This window comes from Martelella sp. FOR1707 (assembly GCF_053484265.1).
In genome coordinates, this window is sequence record NZ_JBAKFP010000003.1 from 564,657 (window position 1) to 578,072 (window position 13,416).

Consider the following 13,416-nt stretch of genomic DNA (forward strand, 5'->3'; position numbering starts at 1 on the left):
CGGTAATTTCTTTTCCGCGATCCGGCGACATCAATCGGTGGATGCCGGTCCTCCAGAAAAACGCCTGTTCCAACTGCGTGGCCGCCCGTATCCTTGTCAGGCCAAGGCGTCTTCGCCGCCGCGGGAGAATGATGACTTGAGATGTTTGTATAGCTGGTTCAGCGGTTCGAAGCTGCGGTTTTGGCTGAGCGTGACGAACTGAATATTGCTGGCCTCGATGTTGAGATCACAGGCCGACAAACGCTTTACAAGGCCGTCGGACCCGGCGCGCGCGATCGTCGTGTCGGGTATACACGACAGCAGTTGCGTTCGCGCGATGAGCTGCACCAGTGCGAAGGGGTCCGAAGACACTTCCACCACCGGGCTTGGCGTCCGCAGATCAATATCGCGGAAGGCGTTTTCTAGCAGGTTGCGATGATAGGAGCCGTCTGGCTGCAGCGCCCACTGCCATTCGAGCAGTTCTTCGGCGAAAAGAGGCGCGCGGCTCAACAAGGGATGATCACGATTGCAGATAATCGTCAGCGGTGTGCGGCCAAGCGACTCGTAGCTCAGGTTTGCGGCAGCCTGCGCGGGCATCTTGTTCCAGTTGACGATGCCAAGATAGCAGTCGATCTCGCCGTCCTCCAAGGCCTGCACCATCAATCTTTCCCGTGCGGAGCTGATCTTGTAGCGCAAGGTCGCGCCCTCGGCGAACATATTGGCGAAGGCGGTCGGAAACGCCTCATCGTGCAGTAAAACCGGGTTTGTTCCGATCCTGAGAACAGGGATCTTGCCGACTTCAAGTTCCTCGGAGAGGTGGTCGATTGCGGCGACGGCCTGGCGGACGCGCTGCAAAGCGAGGCGTCCGGCGGGTGTCAGGCTCACGCCGCGCGCGGACCGTTTGACCAGCGAGGCGTCAAAGGCGTTCTCCAGATCACGCACCAATTGCGACAGGGCCGGCTGGCTGGTGTTCAGCACCTCCGCAATCGTGCGCAGGGAGTCGTGGCTTTCGATCATCTCCAGAAGCTTGAGGTGACGAATGCGCAGGCGGTCGATGTAGATCTGGTTTCTCGGCATAAAGAAAACGTATCACTTGAGAAGAATATACGTCTATTCATTTTCACTCGAGCGTGTCAAAAATCGGACTTACAGTTGTCATATCGGGAGGTGTAAACCTAAGGGTTGAGGTAAAGCGCTGCCGACCTTCTTCGTGACCGGAGCAGCTAGCCGGATGACGCGGCGAAGCGGCTGCAGCCGGCATCTTGGTCGCGGCGGCGAGCGTGAATGGAGGATACTTTGACGATTGAAGCACACTCTGAGGTCAGGATCGCGTATCATGACAACTGATCATCACCACTTTGACGCCTATCGCAGGCCGGACGGTTCGATAGCGCTTCGCAACGATTTGCTGATCCTGTCGATATCGGGGCTCACGGTTCCGATAGCGCAGCGGGTCGGGATGATCCTGAAGCAAGCCAAGGTCATTACCACAGCCTATACCGGCGGCATTATCGCCGAGGACGCGAAGCTGCGCTACCGCATGCTGGAAGGCTTCGCGCTGCACCCGAATGTCGGCGCGGTGCTGGTGATCAGCTGCAATTTTCCCGAGGCCGAGCGATTTCGCGACAAGATCGCCGCAAGCGGGCGTCCGGTCGAGATGCTGGTGCTGGACGCTTTCGGCCACGACAGCCTGCGCCTGACCGACGCTGCCGTCCGGGCCGGCGCGCATTTTCTGCAGCAATTGTCGGCCGCGCGTCGCGGTCCGGCCAGCCTGTCCGATCTGTGCATCGGGGTCGAGTGCGGGCGTTCCGACACAACGTCCGGCATCGCGTCCAACCCTTTGCTGGGCCATGTCGCCGATGCCGTCGCGGGCGCGGGCGGAAAGGTCATCGCCGGCGAGACGATGGAATGGTTCGGGGCGGAGCATCTTCTGGAAAAACGCGCGAAGACGCCGGAGGTCATGCGCTACGTGCAGGATGCGATAAACCGGCGGATAGAGCGCGCCGCCGCCGCCGGCATTGACCTGATCGGCACGAATCCCGGACCCGTCAACATATCGATGGGCCTGTCCACGCTTGAGGAAAAATCGCTCGGCGCCGTCAGGAAAACCGGTTCGACGCCCCTTCAGGGGTTGTTGCAGCAGGGCGAAGCGCCGAAGGGGCCGGGCGTGTGGCTGATGGATCAGCCCTATTACAGCACTGAATCGCTCTCCGGATTCGTCGCGGCGGGCGCGCACATGATCCTGTTCACCACCGGTCCGGGAAACAACTATGTCAGCCTTCTGGCGCCGACCGTCAAGGTGTCGGCCAATGCGGACACCTGCGCCAATCTGACCGAGCAGATCGATTTCGATGCCAGCCCGATTCTCACGGGAACGATGGGTTTCGCCGAGGCGACGCAATTGCTCCTGGCACGTATCGCCGAGGTGGCCTCCGGGACCGCAACATTCGGCGAAATCCTGTCCGAGGGCTCTGAAACCATCAGCAGATGCGGAGAATCGCTATGACGGAGAAAGAGACGCCCTATGCGGGGCTGATGCTCGACAGTGAGGATCACGTGGCGCTTGCCCTGACGCCGCTTGCGCCCGGAGACATCGCGAAGATCAAGACCTCCGATGGCGACCGGCAAGTGGAGATCAGTGAGGTTATTCCGCGCTACCACAAATTCACGGTGCGCGCACTTTCAGATCAGACGCCGGTCATCAAGGGCGGGGAGGCGATCGGGATTACCACGGCGGATGTCCGTGCGGGCTGCCATCTGCATACCCATAACATCAAGAGCGTGCGCTATGGCGTAAGCTGAATTTCATCGCCGCGTGGAGGGGGCGGGTAATGGAGGATATTTTTGGAGCGCTGTTTCTCGGGCTCAGCACGATATTCACCGTAAAGGTCCTCGCCTGGACGTTCGTCGGCATTATCGCGGGGATGTTCTTCGGCCTTATTCCCGGGCTCTCCGGCTTGACCGGCATGGGGCTGCTGCTGCCGTTTGCAATTGGACAACCGCCCGAGGTGGCGTTCTCCTTCCTGCTCGGCATGTATGCCGTCACGACGCAGACGGATGCCATTCCGGCGGTTCTGCTCGGCATTCCCGGCACGTCGGCGGCACAGGCGACCTATCTCGATGGCTATCCGATGGCCAAGCGCGGCGAGGCGGGTCGCGCCCTGTCGGCCTCCTATTTTGCCTCCATCGTCGGCACGATCGTGTTTTCGGCGATCTTCCTGGTGCTGCTGCCGGTTATCCGCCCGATCATCAATTCCTTTGGCTCGCCCGAATTCTTCATGCTGGCGATGATGGGGCTCGTCATGGCGGCATCGCTTGTCGGCCCCAACCTGCCGCGCGGGCTGATGGTCGCCTCGGCGGGCCTGCTGATCTCGTGCATCGGCATTGCCGGCTCCACGGGCGATCATCGCTACACGCTCGGCACCTATTACCTGGAGGACGGGATGCCCATCGTGCCCGTGGCGCTCGGCCTGTTCGCTGTGCCGGAGGTGATGGAACTGATGATCCGCCGCTCGCCGATCGCCCACTCGTTCTCCGCCGTGGGCGGCGCGGCCGCGGGGCTGAAGGACACGATACGGCACGGCTGGCTGGTTGTCCGATGCTCGATCATCGGCGGGATATGCGGCGTCATCCCGGGCCTTGGCGGATCGGCGGCCGAGTGGCTCGGCTATTCCCATGCAGTGCAGACCGCACGCGACAAGTCGCAGTTCGGCAAGGGCGACATTCGCGGCGTGCTGTCGGCGGAGGCGGCGACCACGGCGCAGAAGCCGGGCGCGATCATCCCGACCGTCGCGCTCGGCATTCCCGGCAACGCGTCTATGGCGGTGATGCTCGGGGTCTTTCTCATCGTCGGCCTGCGGCCGGGCAGCGCGATGCTCAACGAGCAACTCCCGCTTACCTTCCAGATGCTGTGGACGGTAATCCTCGCCAATATCGTGGTCGCGATCCTCTGCCTTGTGCTTCAGCGCTATATCGTGAAGCTCTGCCAGGTGCGGGCGTCCATCATCGCGCCGCTGATCATCGCCTTCATGGCGATCGGCGCGACGTTTGCGAGCAACTCGTTCGGCGATCTTGTCGCCTTTGCCGTGTTCGGCGCTCTCGGGCTTTTCATGAAAGCCTATGACTGGCCGCGCGTGCCGCTGCTGATCGGCATGGTGCTGGGCGAGATTGCCGAGCCGAATTTCTTCATTTCCGTTCAGGTCTATGGCGCGTCGTGGCTCTGGCAACGGCCGATCGTTCTCGCCACCCTTGTCGTTATGCTGGCCTTCCTGCTGACGATGCTGGTTCGACGGGCGCGGGGACGCGGGGAAATCCGGGGAGGCGGCGCCGATGCGTGAACCGGTTCTGAATAGCAGGTTTCGGGATGTTTCATGGCGGTTCGGCATAGCACTGTCGGCGCTTGCCGTCGTCGCACTGATCAGCGCGTTGAGCTGGGAGACGATGGCCGCAAGCTTCCCGATCTTCAATTGCGTGGTGATGCTCGCATGCGGCATAGCGCATACGCTCCTGCCGCAATCCGCCGGCTCTTCTCCGATGATGGAGGGGGAGCGCCTGCCGATCGGACTCACCTTGCGCTATGCGGCCTGGATCGGCGCGTTCTTCGCCGGGGCCATCGTCTTAGGGTTTCCCGTTGCCACGCCTGTGTTTGTGCTCAGCTACATGCTTGCGCATGGCGAGCGATGGACGACGGCATTGATCGCGTCCGCTTCGACGCTTGTCTTTCTGCTGATCGTTGTGGAGCGCGTGCTTCGTCTTCCGCTTCCAGAGCCATGGTTCTTCTTCACCTAGCGGAAAGAGGCGTGCGACCGGTGCGACGAGCTGGAAGAGGAGCCTGCTCGCCTCGCATCGGACCAAAACCGGAATACTCGGGAAAGCGGTGCAGGGAGGACAAGTGCCGCTTCCCAAGGCGACCGTGTGCACCGGTTGCTGATTGACCAGTCTCGTGCACCCAAGGAGGAGGAAAAAATGAAGCTGAATCTGATTGCTACGGTATCGGGCGTCCTTGCCATATTGTCCATGGCGGGACCTGCGGGGGCCTCGGATGTGGATTTTTCCGGCAAGACCGTGCGCATTATCCAGAACTACGGCGCCGGCGGATCCACGGATCTCTTCGCCCGCACCATTGCGCCCTTCATTCAGAAATATCTGCCGGGACAGCCAACCGTCGTCGTCGAACCGAAACCGGGTGCGGCGGGCATTCAGGCCGGTAACTATATGCACAATTCCTCGTCGCCTGACGGAATGGAAATCTGCCTGTGCAACTCGATGCCGGCCAGGTGGGTGACCGTCAACGACTTCGACTTCGATCTGCGCGATCTCGCAATCGCCGGAAGCCAACCGGTCAACACCGTCGTTCTCATACGCGATGACATGAACGTGTCGAAGCCGACCGATCTCGCTCACACGCCGAAGCCGTTGCTTTTCAGCGCTACTTCTCCGGCCAGCGAGAACGCCAGCCGCTTCGCCGTATTCGCCAATATCTTCGGCGCCAAGGTCAATATCATCGGCGGCTACCGGCTGGCCGGCAATATGGTTCAATCGGTCACACAGGGCGAAACGAACGTCACGAGCCTCAACGGCGACTATTATGCCGTCCAGAGCACGGCCATTGCCGAAACGGGATCCGTCAGGCCTTTCGGCCAGGTCGGCATTCCGAACGGCGACAGGTTCGATCCGGAACCGGCGATCGATGCGCCGACCTTCGATACCATGGTGCGCGAATATGCGCCCGAGGTGCTGGGCACGCCGAAATACAAGCTGTTTTCGGCCTTCAATCAGGCGGCCGCCGCACAGATGATCTATGTCCTCGCGCCCGGAACGCCGCAGGAATATGTAAACGCCTGGCAGGATGCCATCGCCAAGGCCGCGGCCGATCCCGAATACGCGAAGGCCGTGGAGAACATGCAGACCGCCCTGCGACCGTTCACCGGCGAGGCGGGCACGCGGAAAATGCTCGACGCCCTTTATGACGGCTTCAAATCGCCCGATGTTGTCGAGGTTCTCAAGGAGATCGCTCCGGTCTATTTCAAATAGACCGGTCACCGCCGGACGCGTCCCGGGAGGCGTCCGGCTCAAACGGGATCAGTCTCGCGGATCGGATGCCGCGCGCTTCGACTGGCGCGGCGCGTTGCCGGTCCATTGCTTGAAGGCGCGGGAGAAGACGGCGCTGTCGGCATAGCCGAGGGCCTGGGCGACATCGGAGACGCTGGTGCCGGACTGTTCCAGCAGGCCGGCGGCCAGTTCGGCGCGGTGTTCGCGCGTCAGCTGGCGGACGGACAGACCTTCCGCGCCGAGCTGGCGTTGCAGACTGCGCACGGAAATGCCGAGTTCCTCGGCCAGGAAGCGCGTGGTGACGGGCCTTCGTCCCATATAGAGCTGGATCAGCAGGCGCACCTTGTCGGAAAACGCCTCCTGCGCCTCGACCTGGCCGATCAGATCGTTGAGATGGTGCTCGAGGATCATGGTGAGTTGCGCGTCTTCGCTGCGATAGATCCGGTCGGCGTCTTCCACGGAATAGACGAGGCGGTTATTGGCCTGGCCGAAGAAGATCGGCGCGCGGAACAGCCGGGTCAAAGGCCCTGTATCCTCGGGGCTTTCGTGCTCGAAATGCACCTCCAGAGGGTTCAGGCTGGTGCTGAAGCAGCTGCGCACGAGCTGGCAGGACGCGGCGAGCGAATATTCCGCATCCTGCCTGCGCGGCCAGATCGTCCGGTCCGAAATCCGGTAGTGCCAGACGATCATTCCGTCTTCTTCCGCCAGTCCCGAATTCGTCGCGCTCTGCAGGGCGTTCACATATTTCGAGATGCGTTCGAAGCCGCTTCTTATCGTGGGGGCGAGCGAGAACAGGATGCCCATCGGTCCCATGTCGGCCGGCTTGAAATGGGTGCCGAGCCTCGCCGCGAAGGTCGGGTCGCCCGCAGCCTCCGCAGCGTCTTCGAGAAAGGCGACATAGCGGTGAAGCGGGATCAGGGCGTAGGGGTCTTTCAGTTCGCGCATCGAGATGCTGTGGCGCGCCAGAAGCGGGGGCAGGAACACATGCGACTTCAGCAGCGTGTCCATCAACGGGGTAAAGGCCGACACCCTGATATAAGTGACGGATCGCGTTGTCCCGGTGCTGGCCCTGGCGGTGTTCATGGTGCAATGCAGCGTTGTTTGGCGTAAATTATCAAGTTAGCGGCACAAATTGCAATATGCCTCAGCGAACCTCCTCCTATTCTCATTAACAATAATCAAAACCAAAAGGGGTTCATATGTCTGTCGCATCCAGCGAGCCGACGCCTGACGGGCGCCTGGCCAGAAATTCCGTGGGCATTGCCCACATCGTCTTCTTCGTCGTTGCGGCCGCCGCGCCGTTGACTGCGGTCGTCGGCGCCACGCCGCCGGCCTTCGCCTTTGGAAACGGCGCCGGGGTGCCCGGCGCTTTCGTTCTCGCAGGCCTGCTCTACCTCCTGTTCTCGATGGGCTTCACCGCCATGAGCCGCCATATCGGCGGGGCAGGGGCGTTCTATACCTATATCACCCATGGCATCGGCAAGCCGGCCGGCGTCGGCGGCGCATTCATGGCGCTACTGACCTACAGCGCGGTACAGATCGCGGTTTACGGTCTGCTCGGGCTTTTCACCGAGGGCGCGGTTGCCGGTCTCGGTCTCGACCTGCCCTGGTGGGTCTGGTCGCTTGCCTTTCTCGTCATCGTGCACTTTTCCGGCCAGCGCAACATCGCTTTCTCCGGCGCGATCCTCGGCGTCTGCATGCTGGCGGAGATCGTCATCCTGCTCTTGCTTGATGTCGGCATCGTAGCCCAGGGCGGTCCGGAAGGGTTGAGCTTTTCCTCCTTCGCGCCGGCGACGGTGTTCACCCCCGCGCTCGGCGTTACGCTGGTGTTCGTGGTCGGCTCGTTCATCGGCTTCGAGGCGACGGCGATCTTCGGCGAGGAGGCGGAGCATCCGGAAAAGACCATTCCGCGCGCGACCTATATCTCGGTCCTGCTGATCGCGATCTTCTATGCCTTCTCCACCTGGGCAATCACCCAGTATTACGGGCCGTCCAATGTGCAGGAGGCTGCGGCCGGCGCGCTCGATACCTTCTATTTCGATGCCGCGGCCAATGTGCTGGGCGGTTGGTCGGCGCTCACAATGAACATTCTACTGATCACCAGCCTTTTCGCCTGCGTTCTGTCGTTCCACAACACGCTGAACCGCTATTTCTTCGCTCTCGGCCGCGAGGGGCTGGCGCACAGCGCGCTCGGCAAGGTGCATCACATTCACGGCTCGCCCTATGTCGCCGGCATCCTGCAATCGGCGATCGCCGCGATCATTCTTGCTGCCTTCGCGATCACCGGTCAGGACCCGTTCGCCGTGGTGTTTTCCTACATGTCGGCGCTGGCGGTGCTCGGCATACTGGGCGTTCAGGTTCTGGTCAGCGTGGCGATCATCATGTTCTTTCGCAAGAACAGGCTCGGCCACGGTCTCTGGCGCACCGCGGTGGCGCCCGTGCTTGCGCTCATCGGACTGATCGGCGCGCTGGTTCTGGTGACCTCCAATCTGGAGCTTCTGGCCGGCACGTCCAACATCGTCGTCAATTCCTTCCCCTATCTCGTCGCGCTGACCGGCATTGGCGGCATCCTCTTCGCGCTCGCCATCCGCAAGTCCGATCCGGCGCGTTACGAGGCGCTCGGAAAGGTCTTCGAGGAATAGCCTCCGCGATTGGGCCGGCCCCTAAGGGACCGGCCGATTGCCCAACGACCACCATTTCACGCGGCGGCCCGGCTGCCGCGAACCCTTCGTCACAACCTATCGAGAGTGCCCAAATGACCGAAGATACACGGATCGATTTCATCTACCTGTCGGAACAGGACATGCTGGTTGCCGGCGTCACCGACATGCCCGCCTGCGTCGACACGATGGAGGAAATGTTCGCGCTGCTTTACCATGGCGACTACCGCATGGCCGGTGCCAACAATGATTCCCACGGCGCCATGATCATGTTTCCCGAGCACTCGCCGTTTCCGACCATGCCGAAGCCGACGGCCGACCGCCGGTTCATGGCGATGCCGGCCTATCTCGGCGGGCGTTTCGGCACCACCGGCGTGAAGTGGTACGGCTCCAATATCGCCAATCGCGAAAAGGGCCTGCCGCGCTCGATCCTGATGTTTACGCTGAACGACACGGATACCGGCGCGCCGCTTGCCCATATGTCGGCGAACCTGTTGTCGGCCTATCGCACGGGCGCGGTACCCGGCGTTGGCGCCCGCCATCTGGCGCGCAAGGATTCCAGGGTCGTCGGCATTATGGGCCCCGGCGTCATGGGCAAGACCTCGCTTTCGGCCTTCATGGCGGCTTGCCCGTCGATCGATACCGTGAAGGTCAAGGGGCGCGGGCAGAAGAGCCTCGATTCCTTCCTGTCCTGGGTCCGCGAAACCTATCCGCAGATCACGACCGTCGAAGTGGTCGACAGCATCGAGGCGGTGGTGCGCAACAGCGACATTGTCACCTTCTGCAATTCGGGCGCGGTCGGCGATCCCTCAACCTATCCCATGGTCCGGCGCGAATGGGTGCGGCCCGGCACGTTTCTGTCGATGCCGGCGCTTTGCAACATGGATGAAGGCATGGAAAAGACCGACATCCGCAAGGTGGTCGACAATACCGGGCTTTATGAAGCCTGGTTTCATGAACTGCCCAAGCCGGCCCATGTTCACGTGCCGATCATCGGCGTCAAATTCATGGATATGATCGCCGAGGGTCGGATGGCGAAGGAAGACCTCGAGGATATCGGCAAGATCGTCGCCGGCGAGGCGCCCGGCCGCAAGAGCGACGACGAGATCATCATTATGTCCGTCGGCGGCATGCCCGTCGAGGACGTCGCCTGGGGCACGGTGATTTACCGCAACGCCATCGAAAAGGGCATCGGCGTCAAGCTCAATCTCTGGGACGTTCCGGTTCTGCGCTGAGTGCGTAAACGGCGGGCGCGCGCAATGCCGCCCGCCAAGACAGAAGCCCTCTAACGGAAAGCGCAATGACGGGAAACCACATGACCAAAGTTCTGAAAATCAAGACCGGATCGAAATTCGAGGAGCATGGCAGCTATTCGCGCCTGGTCGCCGTCGATAACTGGATTTTCGTGTCCAACACCGCCGGCCGCAACCCCGAGACAAAGCTGATACCCGAGGATGTCAGGGCGCAGACCGAACAGGTCTTCGCCAATATCGGCGCGGCGCTGGCGGCCGCCGGTTCCGGGCTCGAGGATGTCGTCGCCTCCCGCGTCTTCATCCAGGATCCGGCCGATACCGCAACGGTCATGACCATTGTCGGCGAGAAATTTCGCGGCGTCGACCCGGCCTCCACGGTCATATGTCCGCCGCTCGGCTCGGCCGTCTACAAGGTCGAGATCGAGGTGACCGCCTATCGCGGCGCGGGCGCTGCCGAAATCGAGCGCAAACAGATTTCTCTTTGACCCGACGCTGCGCGGTCGCCGCGCATCATACCTGTCTTTCAATTCCTTCAGGTGACCATCATGGCTCCCGCATTGCCGCCCGTGAATACCGCCGAAACATTTCCCGCCAGAACCACCGTCGTGATCATCGGCGCAGGCATTGTCGGCTTGAGCGCCGCGCTGACGCTTGCCGAACGCGGCGTTCCCGTCGTGGTGCTGGAAAAGGGACGCGTCGGCGCGGAACAGTCGTCCCGCAATCTCGGCTGGGTGCGCAAGATGGGGCGCGCAGCCCCGGATGTGCCGATGTCGCTTGCAGCGGACCGGCTCTGGGCCGGAATGCCGGAGCGCATCGGGGTTGATGTCGGCTACCGCCAGACCGGCATCATGTATCTCGCCCGCACCGAGGCAGAGATAGACATGCACCGGCAATGGCTGAAGACGGTCGACGGGTTGGCCCTCGATTCAAGGCTGTTGAGCAATCGCGAGATCGGCGATCTGGTGCCGGGCGGCAAGAACGACTGGGCCGGCGGGATCTACACCCCGTCCGACGGGCGCGCCGAACCGACGCTGGCGCCCTCCGCCATCGCCAATGCGGCGACCGCAAAGGGTGCGGTGATCGTGGAGAACTGCGCCGTGCGTACGCTCTCGCGCGCCGGCGGCCGTGTCTGTGGCGTCGTGACCGAGCGCGGCGAAATACGTTGCGAGGAAGTGCTTCTCGCGGGCGGGCTGTGGTCGCGGAAATTTCTCGGCAATCTCGGCATTTCGCTGCCGACCCTGCCGCTGCTCTCGTCCGTCATCCGCACGGAGCCGATGGAGGGACCGACGGAGATCGCGGTCGGCGGGCCGGATTTCTCGTTCCGCAAGCGCCATGACGGCGGCTACACCATCACCCAGCGCGGCGCGCTCGGCGCACCCTTAATGCTCGATCACCTGCTGATCGGCATGCGCTATCTGCCGATGCTGCGCGGCCAGCGGGGGCTGTTGCGCATCAGGCTCGGGAGGGATTTCATCCGCGATCTCCGCCTGCCGCGCCGCTGGGGGCCGAAGGGACCATCGCCGTTCGAGCGGGTCAGGACCATGGACCCGGACGCCGATGCCGCCATCAATGCCGAGGCGATGCGCAACATCACGGCCGCGTGGCCGGCCTTCTCCAACGCCGTCATTGCCGAGGTCTGGGCCGGGATGATGGATATCACGCCGGATTCGCTGCCGGTCATGGGGGCTGCGCCGAAACTGCCCGGCCTGACGCTGGCAACCGGCTTTTCCGGCCACGGCTTCGGCACGGGGCCGGCCGCCGGCGCTCTGGCCGCCGATCTGGTGACGGGCGCGCCGCCGATCATCGATCCCGCGCCCTATCGGCTGGAGCGTTTCTCGTGAGGATCAGGCGCAAGGTGCGACGAAACGAACTTCAGATTTCGTGACAGCGAAATTCGGGAGCGTTTTCGCAGGAGAAATTACCAAAAATGAGGAGGAGAACAGATGAAAATTGAGCAACCCGACACGATTGTCGAGGACGTATCGGCCGTCGTCACGGATTTCCTGGCGGCGCCAAAGGCCGTGATAGCCGGCAGGTCCGAACCCGCCGAAAGCGGCGAGACCTATCCCGTCTACAATCCCGCGACTGGCGGCGTCCTTGCCGCGGTTCCGGCCTGCGGCGAGGCTGATGTCGATCGCGCGGTGAAAGTGGCGCAGGCCGCGCTCCAAGGGCCATGGTCGAAAATGCTGCCCATCCAGCGGCAGGGCCTCTTGCTGAAGCTTGCGGACCTGATCGAGGAAAACGGCGAGGAACTCGCCCAGCTCGAAACGCTGAACCAGGGCAAGTCGATCATGCTGTCGCGGCTGGTCGAGGTGCAGTCTTCCGCGGAATATTTCCGTTACATGGCCGGCTGGGCGACCAAGATTGAGGGCTCGACGCTCGATGTGTCGATCGCGATCCCGCCGGGCATGCGCTATCAGGCCTATACCCGCAAGGAGCCGGTCGGCGTCGTCGCCGCGATCACGCCGTGGAATTTTCCCCTCAACATGGCGAGCTGGAAGATCGCGCCCGCGCTTGCCGCCGGCTGCACGGTCGTCCTGAAGCCCGCCGAGGAGACGCCGCTCACCTCCATCCGACTTGCCGAGCTCTGCCTTGAGGCGGGTTTCCCCGAGGGCGTCGTCAATGTCGTCACCGGCATGGGCGAAACCGCCGGCGCGGCGCTGGTCGCCCATCCCGGCGTCGCCAAGATCGGCTTCACCGGCTCGACCGAGACCGGCAAGCTGATCGGCATTCAGGCGATGAAGGACATGAAGCGGGTGACGCTGGAACTCGGCGGCAAGGCGCCGATGATCATGTTCGACGACATGGACCTCGATCTCCTGGGGGCTGCCGCCGGCATCGGAAGCTTCTTCAATACCGGACAGACCTGTTGCGCGGGCGTGCGCATCTATGCGCAGAAGGGCATTTACGAAAAGGCGCTGGAGGTGATCGCGAATGTGACGCGCAGCCTCGCCATCGGCTCGGGGTTTGATCCGCGCAACCAGATCAATCCGGTCGTTTCAGCCCGCCATCAGGCCCATGTTAAGGCCTGTATCGCCCGCGGTCTGGAAGACGGCGCAAAGCCGGTGATCGGCGCCGAGGCGCCGGCGGAAGGCTTTTTCGTCGCGCCGGAACTGTTCACAGACGTCCGTCAGGACATGGCGCTGATGCAGGACGAGGTGTTCGGGCCGGTGATCACCATGACGCCGTTCGGCGAGCCGGACGAGGCGATCGCCATGGCCAATGACAGCCGCTACGGGCTCGGCGCATCGCTGTGGACCAACGATCTCAACAAGGTCATGCGCTATGTGCCGAAGATCGAGGCCGGCACGGTGTGGGTCAACAGCCACAACATCCCCGACCAGAACATGCCCTTCGGCGGCATCAAGCAGTCGGGCATCGGTCGCGAACACGGGCGCGGCGCGCTCGACAACTACCTCGAAACCAAGTCGGTCTGCGTGGCCTATAGATAGGCCGGAAAGGGCGGCCGAGGG

The 13,416-nt window shown here is 62.6% G+C and carries 12 protein-coding genes; 10 read left to right on the plus strand and 2 right to left on the minus strand.

Annotated elements, in window-relative coordinates:
* Positions 1-96: 96 nt before the first annotated feature.
* Positions 97-1,056: a LysR substrate-binding domain-containing protein gene (locus tag V6765_RS10515; RefSeq protein WP_448428458.1), complete on the minus strand. Its 960-nt coding sequence runs from the start codon at positions 1,054-1,056 to the stop codon at positions 97-99.
* Between the two features lie 259 nt (positions 1,057-1,315).
* Here V6765_RS10515 and V6765_RS10520 point away from each other — a divergent pair, with 259 nt between their 5' ends.
* The 5 genes from V6765_RS10520 (at position 1,316) to V6765_RS10540 (ending at position 6,012) form a co-directional block, all read left to right on the plus strand.
* Positions 1,316-2,485, plus strand: coding sequence for a UxaA family hydrolase (locus V6765_RS10520; protein ID WP_448428460.1), 1,170 nt, complete (start codon positions 1,316-1,318; stop codon positions 2,483-2,485).
* Complete coding sequence (locus tag V6765_RS10525) at positions 2,482-2,781, plus strand: UxaA family hydrolase (protein ID WP_448428462.1); 300 nt, start codon at positions 2,482-2,484, stop codon at positions 2,779-2,781. Before V6765_RS10520 ends, V6765_RS10525 begins: the two co-directional genes overlap by 4 nt.
* A 29-nt stretch (positions 2,782-2,810) precedes the next feature.
* Positions 2,811-4,316 carry a tripartite tricarboxylate transporter permease gene (locus V6765_RS10530; RefSeq protein ID WP_448428464.1) on the plus strand — a complete coding sequence of 502 codons (1,506 nt, stop codon included), beginning with the start codon at positions 2,811-2,813 and terminating at the stop codon, positions 4,314-4,316.
* Positions 4,309-4,767 carry a tripartite tricarboxylate transporter TctB family protein gene (locus V6765_RS10535; RefSeq protein WP_448428466.1) on the plus strand — a complete coding sequence of 153 codons (459 nt, stop codon included), beginning with the start codon at positions 4,309-4,311 and terminating at the stop codon, positions 4,765-4,767. Before V6765_RS10530 ends, V6765_RS10535 begins: the two co-directional genes overlap by 8 nt.
* Positions 4,768-4,944: 177 nt before the next feature.
* On the plus strand, positions 4,945-6,012 hold the full coding sequence (locus tag V6765_RS10540; protein ID WP_448428468.1) for a hypothetical protein: 1,068 nt from the start codon (positions 4,945-4,947) through the stop codon (positions 6,010-6,012).
* Positions 6,013-6,060: 48 nt separating this feature from the next.
* Here V6765_RS10540 and V6765_RS10545 read toward each other — a convergent pair whose 3' ends face one another.
* Positions 6,061-7,113 carry an AraC family transcriptional regulator gene (locus V6765_RS10545; RefSeq protein WP_448428470.1) on the minus strand — a complete coding sequence of 351 codons (1,053 nt, stop codon included), beginning with the start codon at positions 7,111-7,113 and terminating at the stop codon, positions 6,061-6,063.
* A gap of 116 nt (positions 7,114-7,229) precedes the next feature.
* Between V6765_RS10545 and V6765_RS10550 the strand changes: the two genes are divergently transcribed.
* The 5 genes from V6765_RS10550 to V6765_RS10570 all read left to right on the plus strand — a co-directional run bounded on the left by V6765_RS10550 (position 7,230) and on the right by V6765_RS10570 (position 13,395).
* Complete coding sequence (locus tag V6765_RS10550) at positions 7,230-8,672, plus strand: APC family permease (protein WP_448428472.1); 1,443 nt, start codon at positions 7,230-7,232, stop codon at positions 8,670-8,672.
* Positions 8,673-8,785: 113 nt separating this feature from the next.
* Positions 8,786-9,925, plus strand: a complete 1,140-nt coding sequence (locus V6765_RS10555) for a tyramine oxidase subunit B (protein ID WP_448428474.1) — start codon at positions 8,786-8,788, stop codon at positions 9,923-9,925.
* Between the two features lie 80 nt (positions 9,926-10,005).
* Entirely contained in the window at positions 10,006-10,428 is a 423-nt protein-coding gene (locus tag V6765_RS10560; RefSeq protein ID WP_448428476.1) for a Rid family hydrolase, read from the plus strand.
* Between the two features lie 60 nt (positions 10,429-10,488).
* A complete protein-coding gene (locus tag V6765_RS10565) occupies positions 10,489-11,784 on the plus strand; it encodes an NAD(P)/FAD-dependent oxidoreductase (protein ID WP_448428478.1) in 1,296 nt (431 codons plus the stop codon).
* Between the two features lie 102 nt (positions 11,785-11,886).
* Positions 11,887-13,395, plus strand: a complete 1,509-nt coding sequence (locus V6765_RS10570) for an aldehyde dehydrogenase family protein (protein WP_448428480.1) — start codon at positions 11,887-11,889, stop codon at positions 13,393-13,395.
* Positions 13,396-13,416: the final 21 nt, after the last annotated feature.